Source organism: Acinetobacter sp. S4400-12 (genome assembly GCF_024129495.1).
Taxonomy (GTDB): Bacteria; Pseudomonadota; Gammaproteobacteria; order Pseudomonadales; family Moraxellaceae; genus Acinetobacter; species Acinetobacter lwoffii_C.
This window is the reverse complement of record NZ_JAMXYB010000002.1, coordinates 118,059-134,915: the sequence shown is the minus strand read 5'-3', so window position 1 is coordinate 134,915 and position 16,857 is coordinate 118,059. Positions and strand designations below refer to the sequence as shown.

At 42.3% G+C, this 16,857-nt stretch carries 11 protein-coding genes; 6 read left to right on the top strand and 5 right to left on the bottom strand.

Features of this window, described 5'->3' with window-relative positions:
- The first annotated feature begins 276 nt into the window (after window positions 1-276).
- Both NI461_RS02150 and pta read left to right on the top strand, forming a co-directional pair.
- Window positions 277-1,500 (top strand): acetate/propionate family kinase, encoded by a 1,224-nt coding sequence (locus NI461_RS02150; protein WP_151203369.1) that lies wholly within the window; start codon window positions 277-279, stop codon window positions 1,498-1,500.
- Window positions 1,501-1,548: 48 nt separating this feature from the next.
- Entirely contained in the window at window positions 1,549-3,690 is a 2,142-nt protein-coding gene (gene pta / locus NI461_RS02145) for a phosphate acetyltransferase (RefSeq protein WP_253156388.1), read from the top strand.
- A 211-nt stretch (window positions 3,691-3,901) separates the two neighbouring features.
- Here the strand turns inward: pta and NI461_RS02140 are convergent, their stop codons facing one another.
- Window positions 3,902-4,141, bottom strand: coding sequence for a DUF2171 domain-containing protein (locus NI461_RS02140; protein WP_151203367.1), 240 nt, complete (start codon window positions 4,139-4,141; stop codon window positions 3,902-3,904).
- A 700-nt stretch (window positions 4,142-4,841) separates the two neighbouring features.
- On the opposite strand from NI461_RS02140, the gene NI461_RS02135 reads away from it, so the two are divergent.
- Window positions 4,842-6,368 carry a fumarate hydratase gene (locus tag NI461_RS02135; RefSeq protein ID WP_151203366.1) on the top strand — a complete coding sequence of 509 codons (1,527 nt, stop codon included), beginning with the start codon at window positions 4,842-4,844 and terminating at the stop codon, window positions 6,366-6,368.
- A gap of 54 nt (window positions 6,369-6,422) precedes the next feature.
- Here NI461_RS02135 and NI461_RS02130 read toward each other — a convergent pair whose 3' ends face one another.
- From NI461_RS02130 to tig, 4 genes are all read right to left on the bottom strand, one after another.
- Window positions 6,423-7,139, bottom strand: a complete 717-nt coding sequence (locus NI461_RS02130; RefSeq protein WP_253151752.1) for a DUF2846 domain-containing protein — start codon at window positions 7,137-7,139, stop codon at window positions 6,423-6,425.
- Window positions 7,140-7,303: 164 nt separating this feature from the next.
- Window positions 7,304-8,614, bottom strand: a complete 1,311-nt coding sequence (gene clpX, locus NI461_RS02125) for an ATP-dependent protease ATP-binding subunit ClpX (protein ID WP_151203364.1) — start codon at window positions 8,612-8,614, stop codon at window positions 7,304-7,306.
- 29 nt (window positions 8,615-8,643) lie between these two features.
- Window positions 8,644-9,249, bottom strand: coding sequence for an ATP-dependent Clp endopeptidase proteolytic subunit ClpP (gene clpP / locus NI461_RS02120; RefSeq protein ID WP_151203363.1), 606 nt, complete (start codon window positions 9,247-9,249; stop codon window positions 8,644-8,646).
- Window positions 9,250-9,440: 191 nt separating this feature from the next.
- On the bottom strand, window positions 9,441-10,772 hold the full coding sequence (tig, locus tag NI461_RS02115; protein WP_151203362.1) for a trigger factor: 1,332 nt from the start codon (window positions 10,770-10,772) through the stop codon (window positions 9,441-9,443).
- A gap of 269 nt (window positions 10,773-11,041) precedes the next feature.
- Here tig and NI461_RS02110 point away from each other — a divergent pair, with 269 nt between their 5' ends.
- The 3 genes from NI461_RS02110 (at window position 11,042) to NI461_RS02100 (ending at window position 16,547) form a co-directional block, all read left to right on the top strand.
- Window positions 11,042-13,225 carry a TonB-dependent receptor gene (locus NI461_RS02110; protein ID WP_253156386.1) on the top strand — a complete coding sequence of 728 codons (2,184 nt, stop codon included), beginning with the start codon at window positions 11,042-11,044 and terminating at the stop codon, window positions 13,223-13,225.
- Between the two features lie 303 nt (window positions 13,226-13,528).
- Window positions 13,529-15,793 (top strand): TonB-dependent siderophore receptor, encoded by a 2,265-nt coding sequence (locus tag NI461_RS02105; protein WP_253156384.1) that lies wholly within the window; start codon window positions 13,529-13,531, stop codon window positions 15,791-15,793.
- A gap of 70 nt (window positions 15,794-15,863) precedes the next feature.
- Entirely contained in the window at window positions 15,864-16,547 is a 684-nt protein-coding gene (locus NI461_RS02100; protein WP_253156382.1) for a Fe2+-dependent dioxygenase, read from the top strand.
- The last annotated feature ends 310 nt before the right edge of the window (window positions 16,548-16,857 follow it).

The window sequence follows — 16,857 nt, the reverse complement described above, 5'->3', positions numbered from 1 at the left end:
CATTCAGCCAAAATACGGTAATAAATAGGTTAAAGTGTTTAAATCGTTCATATTTTCAACATCATTTTATTTATAAATGAAAACTATGAGCCGATAAATTTTAATTATTATTGTTCCTTGGGTCGATAATGCTTAAGTCTAATCTGCTAAAGTCTATCTAGGACAGTAAAAAAACTAATGTTAAAACATGTTCACAGATCTATATTGCCTCGCATTTGTCAGCAAACAGATCAACCAAATGGATGAGAATTTTAATTAGAAATCGGGTAATCAGTCGTGTCTAAATCAGTATTAGTTATTAATTGTGGTTCTTCTTCAATCAAGTTTGCCTTATTGCTTGAGGAGCAAGATTTCCGTATTCATGGTTTAGCTGAGAATTTAGGCACAGAAAATGCCCGCATTAAAGGCGTGACTGTTGGTAATGAGCCAGTCGATATTCATATTCCATTTGCAGATCATAAAAAAGCACTGGAAGTCGGTCTCGAGCGTTTGGCCAACTACAAGCCGGATGCGATTGGACACCGTGTTGTTCATGGGGGCAGCCTGACTAAAGCCGAGCTGCTTACTGATGAGATTATTGAAAAAATTCGTGAAGCGACTCCACTCGCCCCGCTCCACAACCCGGCACACTTAATCGGAATTGAAGCGACTCAACGCCTGTTCCCGGATTTGCCGCAAGTTGCAGTTTTTGATACGGCTTTCCATCAAACCATGCCAGCACATGCTTACCGTTATGCGGTACCAAAATTCCTTTATACTGAGCACGGTGTACGCCGCTATGGTTTCCATGGCACGAGCCATGCCTATGTTTCAGATCGCGGTTCTGAACTGGCAGGCAGTTTTAAACAAGGTGGCTGGCTGACTGCACATCTGGGCAATGGTAGCTCGACCTGTGCAGTATGGAATGGTCAAAGTATTGATACTTCAATGGGCTTAACTCCGCTTGAAGGTCTGGTGATGGGCACGCGTAGTGGTGATGTCGATCCAAGTCTGCATAGCTACTTGGCTGCCAACCTGGGCTGGGATATCTATAAAATTGACAAAATGCTCAATAAAGAAAGCGGCTTGCTCGGCCTATCTGACAATCTGTCCAATGATATGCGCACCCTGATCGAAGCATCTGAAAATGGTAATGAAGATGCAACTTTGGCGATTGAAGTATTCTGCTACCGTTTAGCAAAATCTCTGGCCGCCCTAAGCTGTGGCCTACCTCGTCTGGATGGCTTGTTCTTCACCGGTGGTATTGGCGAAAACTCTGCCTATATCCGTGAAAAAACTATGGCTTACCTACCACACTTTGGCTTTAACCTAGATAAAGACAGCAACAATAACTTAAAGCGTGGCACTGAAGGTCGCATCGACAACGGAACAGGTCCACAAATCTGGGTGGTGCCAACGGATGAAGAAGCTCGCATCGCAAAAGAAACCGAAAATGTGGTTGAGCTTGAAGTAGAAAGTGCTTCTATAAAAAAGTATGAAGCTGAACCAGCGCTTGCTTAAGCAGGCGTAACCCCCTTTTATCTGATATTTATAATTGTTGATATACGTATGAAAACGATTTTACTGGTTCCGACTGGGGAAGGTGTAGGCCTAACATCTGCATGTCTGGGTTTGGTATATGCACTGGAATGTCAGGGTGTTAAGGCTGGATTTCTCAGACCTTTCACTCAGGAAGGAGCAGATACCGTAGACCGTACCACGGCGCTCTATCATCATATTTCTCAGAGTGAGACGGTTGAACCGATTAGCTATAACACGGTTCTGCAACGCTTGAGTCAGGGTGAACAGGATGAACTGCTTGAAGATGCAGTCCGTCTGCACCGCCAGATTGCCAAGCAGCATGACCTGATCATCGTGCAAGGTTTATTGCCAAATACCACTGACGGTTTTGCCGATGACCTGAATACCGCACTTGCGCAGGCTTTGGATGCCAAAGTCGTGATCGTAAGCAATGCGGATATTCAGCAGCCTTTACAAACCGCCGACAAGTTAGAACAGCAGATCCGCAATTTCGGTGGCTTAAGTTCAACACGCCTGTCCGGAATTCTGTTGATGCGCACTAAAGGCCTGTCAGAAGAATCTGCCGAGATTCCGGTTACTCTCAACCCTGCTCTGCGCCTGATTGAAGATACAGAAAAATTTGTTGCTGCGATTCAGCAGACTCATCCGCATATTGGGTGTGAAAAGCTGCCAGTCATCGGTTTGGTGCCTTTTAGCAAAACCTTGAGTGTGCCACGTATCTCAGATCTGGCTGCCCACATTTCTGCTTACTGGATCAATGAAGGTGAAGCTAAACAGCGCCGCGTTCAGCACAGCAGCCTGATTTCTGCCAATATCGAACATGAACTGCATAAATTTGTTGCAGGTGAGCTCATCATCAGTGCCTCAGACCGTGTTGATGTTCTGCTGGCAAGTAGTTTGGCCAGCAGCAATGGCATTCCTTTGGCTGGACTGGTTCTGACCGAACACTACCAGCCGAATGATCTGGTACTGGAGTTCTGCCAGACTGCGTTCAAACAAGGGCTGCCGATCCTGCATACAGAATTAAGTGCATTTGAAACCGCACAAAAGCTGACCAATCTCAGCAATGAAATTCCGGTAGATGATATTGAGCGTGCTGAACAGGTGACTCGTTTCGTTTCCAGTCATATTAATCCGGATTGGTTGAACGCCACCCTTAATGGTTCTTACAAGCCGCGTCTTTCTCCGTCTGCCTTCCGCCACGAACTGGTACAAAAATCTATTGCAGCGAAAAAACGCATTGTATTACCAGAAGGTGATGAACCACGTACGATACAGGCAGCAGCCATTTGTCAGTCACGCCATATCGCTCAGTGTATTCTTCTGGCCAAGCCAGAGTCTGTGCTTGAAGTGGCTAAAGCTCGTGGTATTGAATTACCAGATGATCTGGAAATTATTGACCCTGACCTGATCCGTGAAAATTATGTTGCCCAGATGGTCGAGCTGCGTAAAGGCAAAATCAATGAGTTGCAGGCCCGTGAGCAGTTACAAGATAGCGTGGTGCTAGGTACCATGATGCTGGCACTGGATCAGGTCGATGGTCTGGTATCTGGTGCCGTGCATACGACTGCCAATACTGTTCGTCCTGCTTTCCAGCTCATCAAGACTGCTCCAGATTACTCCTTGGTATCTTCAGTTTTCTTTATGCTGTTACCGGATGAAGTGTATGTCTATGGTGACTGCGCAATTAACCCGGATCCAGATGCGGCACAACTGGCTGAAATTGCCATTCAGTCTGCCGACTCTGCCAAAGCATTTGGAATTGATCCGCGTATCGCGATGATTTCTTATTCTACCGGCACTTCAGGCGCAGGTGCAGAAGTTGAAAAAGTTGCTGAGGCGACCCGTATCGCTCAGGAACGTCGTCCAGATCTGCTGATTGATGGTCCATTGCAGTACGATGCTGCTTCTGTAGAAAGTGTAGGCCGTCAAAAGGCTCCAGACTCGCAAGTGGCTGGCCGCGCCAATGTATTCATTTTCCCAGATCTGAATACCGGCAATACCACCTATAAAGCCGTACAGCGTGCTGCCAATGTGGTTAGTGTAGGTCCAATGCTGCAAGGCTTGAACAAGCCGGTCAACGACCTGTCACGTGGTGCATTAGTAGATGACATCGTGTTCACGATTGCCTTGACAGCCATTCAAGCGGATCAGCAAACCGTCAACTAGATTAAGTTCTACTCAGCTTTCCACACACTTTCAAGTTTTATAGAACCACTTGATTGAAAAATTGGGTGGTTTTTATTTTTCTTTTTCAATTGCATAAAAAAGTCTGCCAGTCATTGGACTGGCAGACTTGGACTTAAAAAATTAAATCGCATTCCTACTTTTAATTCTCATGCATTGAAAATTATTCACTTAACAAGTGGATAAATTCAACTTATAGCGTTTGCCATTCCTTACGCACATCTTCTGCTGTTTTATTTAGCATGATACTGTCCCCTTTAATTTCGCTTACCCAGCTCAAAGGAATCAGATGATGCTCGTTATTTTCATCATCACTTCTGGTGAGTTTAATTGAGTCCTGCCCTTCTAAATGATCTACTTTTCCGACTTGCGTGCCGCATGATGCAATTACCGAGGCATGTTCTTTGATGTCATTTACATTCATATTATTCATTCCAGTTGCCCATTAGTAAAATTAAAGAATCTTTAGTCTAAGCGCTGAGAATCCGACTATGTGTAAGGGTATTCAGGCTTTCAGTATTGATCAGTTAAGAATGTAATAGGACAAAATAGCTGTGTTTCATCACGTAAAATAATAGGGTAATAAGATTTGAAGATTTGAAGATTTGAAGATTTGAAGATTTGAAGATTTGAAGATTTGAAGATTTGAAGATTTGAAGATTTGAAGATTTGAAGAAGAATAGAATACTGAGAGTATAAAATGCAAAAAGAAGATAAAGCTTAAGCTTGATCTTCTTTTTGGCCATACATCCACGTTGCTGCGATATAAATACAAAAGCCTGCAACCATTAAGATACTTGTAGTCATGTTCAAGGTCTCCTTTTAATGCGCTCATTATGAGTCAGATATATGACAGTTATATGACAAAAATGAAATATTCGATAAATTATATTAATTTATAAAAATCAATAATTTATGACAAAATAATTTATTTATATAAAAATAAAGCTGTAATATAAGTTTAAATATAGGCAATTTTTTTCATCATTTATGACAGTTCAGAGAGACTTTCACAGCGAGCAGTTGCTCAAACTATAAACTTTCAGCCAATGTCCCCGCAAAATGCCCACAACCTGATCCTTTTGTCTTATAATTTAGCCCGCTAGCTATCAGCCCGCTCAAGAGATATTTGTATGACAACTATTATCAAGCAAGATGACCTGATCACATCCGTAAAAGATGCGCTTCAGTTCATTTCTTACTATCATCCACAAGACTTCATCCAAGCGATGAGCCGTGCGTACGACCGTGAAGAGAACAAGGCTGCGAAAGATGCAATCGCGCAAATTCTAATCAACTCACGCATGTGTGCAGAAGGCCATCGCCCGATCTGCCAGGATACTGGTATCGTCAACGTATTTGTTGAAGTGGGCATGGATGTTAAATTTGATTTAACCATGAGCCTGGATGATGCAATTAATGAAGGTGTACGCCAAGGTTATCTAGAAAACTCAAACGTACTGCGTGCTTCTGTATTGGCAGACCCTGCATTTGGTCGAAAGAACACCAAAGACAATACACCTGCTGTGATCTATCACAAACTTGTTCCAGGCAACAAAGTGGATATTACGGTTGCTGCAAAAGGTGGCGGTTCAGAAAACAAATCTAAACTGGCAATGTTAAACCCGTCTGATTCAATCGTGGACTGGGTACTGAAAACCGTCCCAACTATGGGTGCCGGCTGGTGTCCTCCTGGTATGCTCGGTATCGGTATTGGGGGTACTGCGGAAAAAGCCATGATGCTGGCCAAAGAAGCATTGATGGAAGAAATCAACATGGACGAATTGCTTCGTCGTGGTCCACAAAACAAACTAGAAGAACTTCGGATCGAAATCTTCGAGAAAGTCAATGCACTTGGTATTGGCGCTCAAGGTCTGGGCGGTTTAACCACAGTGCTGGATATTAAAATCAAAGATTACCCATGTCATGCGGCGGGTAAACCGGTTGGTATGATTCCGAACTGTGCAGCAACCCGTCACGCACATTTCACCCTGGATGGTTCAGGTGTAGCACATATTCAGGCGCCTAGCCTTGAAGATTATCCATCTGTGACTTGGGATTCGTCTTCTTCTAAGCGTGTTGACCTCGATAACATCACTCAGGAAGAAATGAATTCTTGGAAACCAGGTGATACCCTGCTTCTTAACGGTACCATCTATACTGGCCGTGATGCAGCCCATAAACGTATGGTAGACATGCTGAACAATGGTGAAGAGCTTCCTGTAGATCTGAAAGGCAAGTTCATCTATTACGTAGGCCCAGTCGATCCAGTCGGTGATGAAGTCGTTGGCCCTGCTGGTCCTACTACTGCAACACGTATGGACAAATTTACGCGTCAAGTTCTTGAAGCGACTGGCATGTTTGGCATGATCGGTAAAGCGGACCGTGGTCCTGCTGCTGTTGAAGCCATCAAAGACAACAAAGCGACTTACTTAATGGCTGTTGGTGGTGCTGCGTACTTGGTGTCTAAAGCGATCCGTGAAGCGGAAGTTGTTGCTTTTGCAGACCTGGGTATGGAAGCGATCTACAAATTTGTAGTGAAAGATATGCCGGTTTCTGTGGCTGTGGACGTAAACGGTACCTCTGTACACGCCACTGCTCCAAAAATCTGGCAGGCGAAAATTGGTAAGATTCCAGTAGTTGATGCTGCTGAGGGCTAATTTAAGCTATAAAAAAAGCACCCATCTGGGTGCTTTTTTTATGAACTGATGGTATTACCAGCTACGTGGATCCCAAAGTTTAAAAGGTGCAATCAGCTGTACATCAGTTGCAGGATCATATTTAGGCATCTGAATTTTTTGGGCCTTTTTACGCACCTTGCCAGTTTTCTGGTCTTGGGCAACAAAATTAAAGCTATGTGATTTGAGCTGGGTAAATGCAATTTCATTGAGCCCTACATTGTGCGGCATGAGCATCAAAGGCCCAGACATACTGCGGCGCGTATTAAAATTTTCTTCATCATATTTAATAAAATAGGACTGTCCCGCTTCAACACTGAAATCCAGATACTTGGGTTTCTGAAAATGTAAAGCGCCTAAAGGTCGGCTGCTACTCAGACGATAACTACCCGCCGGAAGCTCTACCCAGTAATAATGGTTGTGCAATAAACTTGGAATATGCTGCTGGTTAATAAACAGACTGGTTGCCACAATTTCCTGGCGGTTCCAGTTGGAATCTGGACGATATAAATATACGATCGCTGCATCAGCATGCTGTGGTTGAACGGTCTGGAAAGCTTGTCCCTGTTTCTGGTTAACCCAGCCGCCAATGCTCATCATACCCATACGATGCTGTTCGATAAAACCCGGCTTTTTTTCAAGATCAATATTTTTTAAAGTGCTGAGTGGCTGACTAGGCTCAACTAGGGCTTTTTTACCATGACACCCCATCAATACCAAACTGCTGATGAGTACTATTGCGACTCCACGCATGTTTATCCCTCACTGCGTTTTTCTTCTTCTTGCTTATGCAGGTGCCCTGCTTTTTTATTTTAGGCGTCCACGCCCAGATGTTGAGATTAACACTCGGGTTTAGAATTTGGAAATAAAAAACGTGCGAAAACACGAGGTTTTCGCACGTTTCTGACGAATAGCAATCAGGCAGACCGACTATTTACCACCTTTAAATCAATCTTGCTGACCGGCTCTTCCTGAGATTGGGGCTGGCGTTCCGCCCTGAATTCCGGTGCAGCCTCACCATTAATTACCGCCTCATTCACCACTACAGTGCCTACATCAGTGCGGCTTGGCAAATCATACATGGTTTCAAGGAGTGCGTTTTCCAGAATCGAACGCAAACCGCGCGCACCTGTATTTCGCTCAAGTGCTTTTTTAGCTATCCCCTGTAGGGCTGACTCTTCAAAGACCAGATCCACATCTTCCATCTCAAACAGATGTTGATATTGACGGGTTAAGGCATTTTTTGGCTCTGTCAGAATCTGCATTAAGGCATCTTCATCCAGCTCATCCAGTGTTGCAATGACTGGCAGACGGCCAATAAATTCTGGGATCAGACCAAACTTCACCAGATCATTGGCTTCTACCTGACGGAACAGCTCCGACAGTTTTTTGGTTTCATCTTTATTACGCACTTCTGCAGTAAAGCCGATACCACCTTTTTCCTGACGCTGCTGTACAATTTTCTCCAGACCCGAAAATGCACCACCACAAATAAACAGGATATTTGCAGTATCAATCTGAATGAATTCCTGCTGTGGATGCTTGCGTCCTCCTTGCGGTGGAATAGAAGCAACCGTACCCTCGATCATTTTCAGTAAAGCCTGCTGCACACCTTCACCCGATACATCACGGGTAATGGATGGGTTTTCAGATTTACGGGTAATCTTGTCGATTTCATCGATATAGATAATCCCCTTTTGTGCCTTTTCCACATCATAATCGGCTTTTTGCAAAAGCTTTTGTACAATGTTTTCAACATCTTCGCCCACATAACCTGCTTCTGTGAGGGTCGTTGCATCTGCCATGGCAAAAGGCACATCTAGAAGACGGGCAAGGGTTTGTGCCAATAAGGTTTTACCTGAACCGGTTGGACCGACCAACAGGATATTACTCTTGGCAATTTCAATAGAGTCATCTGCTTTCTTACCATTGGTCTGTACTTTCAGACGTTTGTAATGGTTATACACTGCAACAGATAAGGTCTTTTTCGCCAGATCCTGACCAATGACATATTGATCGAGCGCTGCACGGATTTCATGCGGTTTCGGTAAAGGACGGTTCGCCCAGTCATTGGTTTCGACCTGCTGACTGGTTTGAACCAAATCTAAGCATACGTCCACACATTCATTACAAATGTATGCGTCCTCGCCTGCAATCAGCTTTCCGACTTCAGACTGCGTTTTACCGCAAAATGAACAATGCTTTTGTCCTTGAGGATGTTCGGACATATTTACTCCAATATCTCAATCTGTAAAACTTATGGACGTTTAGTAAGTACTTCATCCACAAGACCGTATTCTTTCGCTTGCTGAGCAGTCATAAAGTTGTCACGGTCAGTATCACGTGCCACTTTTTCATAGTCCTGACCACTATGCTCAGCCATTAAACGGTTTAAACGTTCTTTAATGAACAGAATTTCACGTGCATGAATTTCAATATCCGAAGCTTGTCCACGGAAACCACCTAAAGGCTGGTGAATCATGACACGCGCATTTTCAAGGCAATAACGCTTGCCTTTGGTTCCGGCATTCAACAGGAACGCACCCATTGAAGCCGCCTGTCCCATACAGTAAGTCACCACATCAGGCTTGATAAACTGCATGGTGTCATAAATGGCCATACCCGCAGTGACTGAACCACCTGGTGAGTTAATATACAGGTGAATATCCTTATCTGGGTTCTCAGCTTCTAAAAACAACATTTGTGCCACAATAAGATTGGCCATGTGGTCTTCAACTTCACCTGAGAGAAAAATAACCCGCTCACGTAAAAGACGTGAATAAATATCAAAAGAACGCTCGCCACGAGAGGATTGTTCTACCACCATTGGAACTAAAGCGTTTTCGATCATTGGAACATACATACGTTTATTTATTCCTAAATTTTTGTGACTTAATCCATACTCACAATATGAGGGATAATGACTGAAATTGCAAAATATTCGCTTGCAATTCCAAGATATTTTTTGCATTAGTTTTGTGAAAAACTGAATATCAGGTGAAATTACGCTATCAAAAAAAGGCGCATAAAGCGCCTTTTTATGACCAGCTAGGATTAGCCTTGTTGACGAGCTTGCTGCTCTTTCAATAAGTCTTCATAGCTTACAGTCGTATCAGTCACTTTAGCAGATGCCAGAATGTGATCCACTACTTGGTCCTCAAGTACAACTGCTTCGATTTGAGCACGTTGCTGCTGGTCATTTTTGAAGTATTCGATGACTTCGTTTGGATCTTCATAAGAAGAAGCCATATCTTCGATATACGCATCTACACGCGCTTGATCTACTTCAATTTTCGCATCAGCCAGAACCTTGCTCACCAGTATGCCAAGTTTAACTGATTTTTCAGCTTGTTCTTTGAACAGGTCATCTGGAAGCATGCTTGAATCAAATGCTTTTGCACCTTGTGCACCAAACTGCTGCGTGAACTGCTGGATCATCTGTTGACGCTGACGATCAATTTCCTGAGCAACCATTGCAGCTGGAAGTTCAACTTCGTTTGCAGCTACCAGCGCATCAAAAGTCGCACCTTTCACTTGATTGCGTAGTCCATTTTTCACTTCACGTTCCATGTTTTTACGAACGTCAGCTTTTAATTTCTCTACGCCTTCTTCTGCAGAAACACCAAAGATTTCCAGGAATTCAGCATCAACTTCTGGAAGTTTTTGCTTTTCAACAAGTTTTACAGTGATTTTAAACTGAGCCTGTTTACCCGCAAGGTTTTCAGCCTGGTAGTCTTCAGGGAAAGTTACATCAATAACTTTCTCTTCGCCTTTCTTCATACCGATGATGCCATCTTCGAAGCCAGGGATCATACGGCCAGAACCCAATACCAGTTTAAAGTCTTCTGCAGAACCGCCTTCAAACTTCTCGCCGTCGATTGAACCTTCGAAATCAAAAGTCACCTGCATGTCTTTTTTCGCCATGCCTTTTGTTTCAGCCCAAGAAGCACGTTGTTTTTGCAGGTTTTCCAGCATAGTGTCAACGTCTTTGTCATTGACTTCAGACGCTTTACGTTCAACTTCCAGGCCTTCGAATTTCACTTCAACTTCTGGATAAACTTCAACAGTTGCTTCATATACTAAAGCATCATCTTTCATCTCAGTTTTTTCGATATTTGGCATACCAACAGCATTGATTTTTTCTTGCTGGATCGCTTCAAATACTGTATCACGAATAATGTCGTTTACAACTTCCTGATAGATACCTGCACCGTATTCACGACGAACCACGTTCACAGGCACTTTACCTGGACGGAAGCCGTTGATCTTCGCAGTTTTAGCAGTACGTTTTAAACGAGCTTCAAATTGCTCATTAATACGGCTCGTCGGTACAGAAACATTTAAACGACGGGCAACGCCCGAAACCGCTTCAGAAGTTACTTGCATGGCTTCCTCTATATATTTGGTAATAACAGGTTTATAAAAAAATGTGCCACATTATATGACAACCTTAAAGGATATACAAAAAATACGCTCTTTTTCTAATTTTTTTAATTTATCTTTCCTTGCCTCTCTTTTCTTCAAAGCGCTTTCTTCTTTTGTAACCTGCCTAAAGTTAATTATTTATTTTTATTGCAAATGATAAACATTCTTATTAATATTCTCTATCGAATTTGATACAAAACTCTACACTCTCTCAAACTGGAATTTTGGTTATGCATACTTTTACTCTTCGTCCTCTTGTTGGAGCCATTCTGGGAGTCACCGCAACTTCGATTGTTGCACAGACTACTCAGGAAGCTGCTCCAACAACTACACATCAGCTGTCAACAATTGTGGTTTCAGCATCGGGTTTTGAACAAGAGCTTAAGAATGCACCAGCATCCATTAGTGTAGTGACAAAAGAAGATATTGAAAAGAAAAATGCGACCAGTATTGCTGATTTATTAGCAGATGTTCCTGGTATCGATGTTCGTAATGGTGTGGGTAAAACCGGCGGCCTAAATGTCAGCATGCGTGGAATGGGAGCTGATGACACACTTATCTTAATTGATGGCCGTCGTCAAACTACATCGACTGATGTCACTCCAAATGGTTTTGGCGAAACATCAACAGGATTTATGCCACCACTTTCAGCCATTGAACGTATTGAAGTCATTCGTGGTCCAATGTCTACCCTATATGGTTCAGATGCCATGGGCGGTGTCATTAACATTATCACTAAAAAAGTTAGTGATGAATGGAATGGTAATGTCACTGTCAGTGGCAATGTGATGGAAAGCAAAGCCGAAGCGGATTCTTGGAAAACCAGTTTTTTACTCAATGGCCCTATAATTAATGAAAAACTGGGATTGCAACTTCGTGGTTCATATTTAGATCGTCAAAAATCTGAACGAATTGTAGCTGGTGCAACAGGCCGTGATCCTCGTCCAAATGAAGCCGACAATTATGATGTAGGTGCTAAATTATCATTTGTCATGAATGACCGAAATTCGCTTTGGTTTGACGCCTTCCACTCTAGCCAAACCTATAATAATGAGGATAGCCGTTTAGGTGACCTGGATTGGGTAAAAAAACCAAATGAAGCGCCAGGATACAAAGATGAATTAGAGTTCAATCGTACTCAGTTTGCAGTGGGTCATGATGGCGATTACGACTTTGGCCAATGGAAAACTTATATCAGTCATTCTGAAACCGAAACAAAAGGACGATCCTTACCTACTGGTGCTTTTTCAAAACAAGAAATTCTCGATCAATCTCCACTAATCGGCAGTCCTCGAGATTTAAACAACACAGATCTTATTGCTGACAGCCATATTATTTCAAATTTAGGCAATCACAAGTTAACCTTAGGTACACAATACAAAGAACAAACCATCGAAGATAATATTGCCCAACATATTACGGGTAAAAATGAATTTGACAGCAAATCGTGGGCTTTTTATGCTGAGGATGAATGGCGTATTCTTGACAACCTCGGTTTTACTTTAGGTGGCCGCTATGAAGATCACTCAGGTTTTGGCGGGCACTTCAGTCCACGTGCTTATTTAGTTTGGAATGCGAATGACATTCTTAGCATTAAAGGTGGTGTGAGTACAGGTTACAAAGTTCCGTCAGCCAAAGCTTTAGAGGACAATTTGATTAACCTGAGCAAACAAGGACAAAGTTTTGTTTTTGGTAATCCTGATTTAAAACCAGAAGAATCGACCAACTATGAGCTAGGTTTTAACTTCCAGCCAAATGATCAAATTACATTTACAGCGACTGGTTTCTATAATGAAGTTGAAAATGCAATTGTCAGTGTAGGCGCTCAGGACCATCCTCTTTGTACAACAGGCAAAACGTGTTCAACGAATATTAATGCTAATGAAGCTGAAGTCTATGGTGTAGAAAGCACACTACAATACAGCATCATTCCTGAATGGGATCTTAAAGCGGCTTATACTTATACAAAGAGCAAGATTACTGATAGTAATAAACCTGAAACTGAAGGTAATTATTACAACAACAATCCACGTAATGCATTTAACTTAACTTCAACTTGGCATATTAATCCTGATTTTGATCTTTGGTTACAACATGAATATAAATCAAGTCGTATTCGCTCAACTTCTGTACCTACAGATGCTGAAGATTTAGCAATTTATAAGGCGTCTGGAAATAAACTTGCTGGCTACAATTTATTTAATTTAGGTACCAGTTATACAGTAAATGATCAGTTACGCTTGAATATGTCAGTAAATAACTTGTTAGATAAAGATTTTACTGAACATAAGAATGTAGAATATTTTGATGGAACTGCTACCCAAACCACTCAAAGTTATAAATATCTATCAGGATTAGATGGCACATATTTAGCAGGTCGTAACTACTGGTTATCTGTTTCATACGATTTCTGATATTTAATTGATATTTCTTACAAAAAAACCCTGCTTAATGTAGGGTTTTTTTATAATTTTCAAAAATTTTTATTAAAACCAACGCAGATCTAAATAAGTATTATTATCAATTAAATTAAAAGAAACTATCATATTTTTCAATTTTTATAAAAAACATATACTTAACAACAAGTTGTTTATTTATTTCATTTACTTTTCTATTGGTCTGTTTTTTATTATCGTTAATACCAATCTTACAAAGATAGAAATGATAATAATAATTACTATCATCTTCAAACCCAAATCAAGATAAATTCTTTTACCATGACTTACATAACAACACGCAAAAAGATCGTTTCCTCCGCGATTGCCTCTTCTTTGTCAATTGTAGCCGCGCAGGCAATGGCGGATGAAAATATCATCAAGCTTGAGACGATTCACCAGGAAGTGAAAGCTGAACAAGCGCCCAGCCTTAAAGTAGATCAATCTGCCAATAGCAAATTTGTTGCGCCTTTACTCGATACCCCTAAGTCAGTTTCGGTCATTTCAAAACAGTTAATCGAAGATACACAAGTCACTACCTTAAGCGATGCCTTGCGTACAGTTCCGGGGATTACCTTGGGTGCAGGTGAAGGGGGCAATCCGAATGGTGACCGTCCGTTTATCCGGGGTTATAACTCTGAAAGTTCGATGTATGTAGACGGCGTGCGTAATGCGACTTCTCAAAACCGTGAAATGTTTGCGGTAGAACAAGTTGAAGTGACCAAAGGTTCTGCTTCTGCCATGGGCGGTGCAGGCACCACTGGCGGCAGCATTAACATGATTTCTAAAGTCGCTAAAGCGGGCGATTTTCTAGAAGGCTCAGTTGCTGGCGGTACAGATAATTATCAACGTATTACTTTAGATGGTAACAAAGACTTTGGTAATGGTATTGCGGCACGTGTTGCCGTGATGGGTCATCAGAATGAAAAAGCCGGTCAAAAAGACGGTGCTGAATACAAACGTGCAGGTATTGCACCGAGTATTGTATTTGGTCTGGACACCCCTACCCGTGCAACTTTAAGTTATTACTATTTAAAATCGGATGACATGCCGGATTCAGGTGTGCCTTATAACAATCCATTTGCTGCAACGAGTGCAAATGCAGGATTAAATGGCAACGGTAAGCCTATTGATGTTCAACAAGGTCAATACTACGGTTGGAAAGATCGTGACTTCCAGAAACAGGAAAATCAGATTGGCACGCTTAAATTAGAACACGATCTAACGGATAATCTGACCATTTCCAATACGACTGTTTTTAATAAGTCAACAAATGATTATCTATGGACAAATCCAGATGATTCTAAAGGTAATATTTATGACACAACAACAGGCGCATTAACTGGCGACGTCTGGGCACGTGTAAACTCACGTGTCGCCAATACTGAGACTTTTACCGATCAATTGGCTTTAATCGGTAAATTTAATACTGGCATGTTTAAACATAGTTTTAACTTGGGTGCCGAATATTCAGATCAGGAAACTGACCGTACGCAATATATTATTGACGGTCTAAATACGACAGGTAGCGTACATAATGCGTGTACGCCTGACGATCTCAGTTCAGGCTGGTGTACTTCAGTTCAAAATCCTGATCGCGGTCCTTGGACCGGCTCAATAAGTACAGATGGTGCAGACCGATACAATACGCAAACCAAGTCGACTTCTGTGTACTTCTTGGACAGTATTGAATTGAATCCACAATGGCTGCTAGATTTGGGTTTACGCTGGGATGACTACGCGACTAAGCAAACCATGCTTGCGGGTCGTTTTAATGCCAATAATCCGGAAGGAACCATAGTTAAACTGAAAAATGATAAAGACTTTATCAATTATCAGGCTGGTTTAACGTTCAAGCCTGTAGAAAATGGTTCAATTTATGCCAGTTATGCAACTTCTACCAACCCGGTGGGTGTCGATGGTGGTGATGGTTCTGAAGGCATTACATCAGCAATTCAAAACTTAAACCCAGAAGAAGTCCGCACCATGGAGTTAGGGAGCAAATGGGATGTCTTGAATGACAAGCTTAATTTGACCGCAGCCATTTTCCGTACCGAGAAAACCAATACTCGCGCCCCAGTAGAAGATGGCACCACACGCAACATTGGTGATACCCGGGTAGATGGTATTGAGCTTGGCTTAAATGGCAACATTACTGACAAATGGGCTGTTTCGGCAGGCTACACCTATTTAGACAGTGAAATTGTCGATGATGGCACCGCAACCAATGAGGGGAATCAAGTTCAAAACGTGGCAAAAAATTCAGCCACCTTGTGGACTACCTACCAAATATTACCCCAGCTAAGCTTGGGTGCTGGCGCAGTTGCGATGGATAAGGTCTATGGGAATGCCGCCAATACCAAGTGGGTTCCAGGTTATGTGCGTTACGATGCCATGGCACGTTATCATGTGAACCAGAATGTTAACTTACAATTGAATGTCAACAACCTGACCGACGAGCGTTATTTCACTAAAGCTTATGCCTCTCATTATGCAACCGAAGCAGAAGGCCGTAGTGCCGTGCTTTCTCTGAACTTCAAATACTAATTAAATCGGACTCGCATAGCTCTAGCATTGGGGCTATGCTCACTCAAACAAAATTATTCAGGTATTTTTCGTGCTGCATCATATTCAAAATGTATTGAGCAAAGAGCAGGTACAGTATTTCCGCAAAGAAATGGCTCAAGTTGAATGGGTCAATGGCAAAGTGACTGCTGGCACACTGTCTGCTAGCGTCAAACAGAATCAGCAATTGCCTGAAGATCATCCCCTGACTCAGCACTTAAGTACGATTATTCTGGAAGCCTTGGGCCAGCATCCTTTATTTCTATCCGCTGCGATCCCGCTGGATATTATTCCTCCTCTGTTTAACCGCTATGAAAATAATGAAGCTTTCGGTTTCCATGTGGATAATTCGATCCGCCGTATTCGTGGCAGCAACGAGCGGCTTAGAACCGATTTATCCTGTACGGTTTTTTTAAGTGAGCCGGAAGAATATCAAGGTGGTGAACTGGTGGTCGAAGACACCTATGGCTATCATGAAGTCAAACTTCCCGCTGGCGATATGATTCTGTATCCGTCGACCAGCTTGCATAAAGTGACGCCGGTCACTTCTGGCTGCCGGGTTGCTTCATTCTTTTGGGTACAAAGCATGATTCGGGATGATGCAGAGCGCCATATGCTGTTTAATCTGGATCAGACAATTCAGAATTTAAGAATCGAGTTGGGTGATCAGCATGCCGAGGTCATGAAACTGACCAATCTGTATCATAACCTGATACGCAAATGGGCTGAGCTTTAGGCCCACCTAAGGCGAGTCCAGCGAGTTATAAAGTACCCTAGTCTTTTATTTTTCAAACTGATTCAGTAAAATATTAGCCAGACTGATAGAATCAAAGAAAAACCCACAATAATAAAAGCCAATAATAAAATATTTTTTCACCTTGAATGGTTTACAAGAAAATTTTTATTAAGATACAACTAAAATCTATAAAAAAAGCAAAAAATTTTCGCCCTAACTGGATTAAACTCTGGAGTATAGGGTAATCATGCAGCAGTCCCGCAAATCCAGATGACGATATTCCAAAAATATTCTGGGCTTTTTTCCTGAC

Excerpts from the sequence above, each read along its gene's own strand:
- pta (WP_253156388.1), top strand. The coding sequence starts at position 1,549 with ATGAAAACGATTTTACTGGTTCCGACTGGGGAAGGTGTAGGCCTAACA.
- NI461_RS02140 (WP_151203367.1), bottom strand. The coding sequence starts at position 4,141 with ATGAATAATATGAATGTAAATGACATCAAAGAACATGCCTCGGTAATT.
- NI461_RS02135 (WP_151203366.1), top strand. The coding sequence starts at position 4,842 with ATGACAACTATTATCAAGCAAGATGACCTGATCACATCCGTAAAAGAT.
- NI461_RS02130 (WP_253151752.1), bottom strand. The coding sequence starts at position 7,139 with ATGCGTGGAGTCGCAATAGTACTCATCAGCAGTTTGGTATTGATGGGG.
- clpX (WP_151203364.1), bottom strand. The coding sequence starts at position 8,614 with ATGTCCGAACATCCTCAAGGACAAAAGCATTGTTCATTTTGCGGTAAA.
- clpP (WP_151203363.1), bottom strand. The coding sequence starts at position 9,249 with ATGTATGTTCCAATGATCGAAAACGCTTTAGTTCCAATGGTGGTAGAA.
- tig (WP_151203362.1), bottom strand. The coding sequence starts at position 10,772 with ATGCAAGTAACTTCTGAAGCGGTTTCGGGCGTTGCCCGTCGTTTAAAT.
- NI461_RS02110 (WP_253156386.1), top strand. The coding sequence starts at position 11,042 with ATGCATACTTTTACTCTTCGTCCTCTTGTTGGAGCCATTCTGGGAGTC.
- NI461_RS02105 (WP_253156384.1), top strand. The coding sequence starts at position 13,529 with ATGACTTACATAACAACACGCAAAAAGATCGTTTCCTCCGCGATTGCC.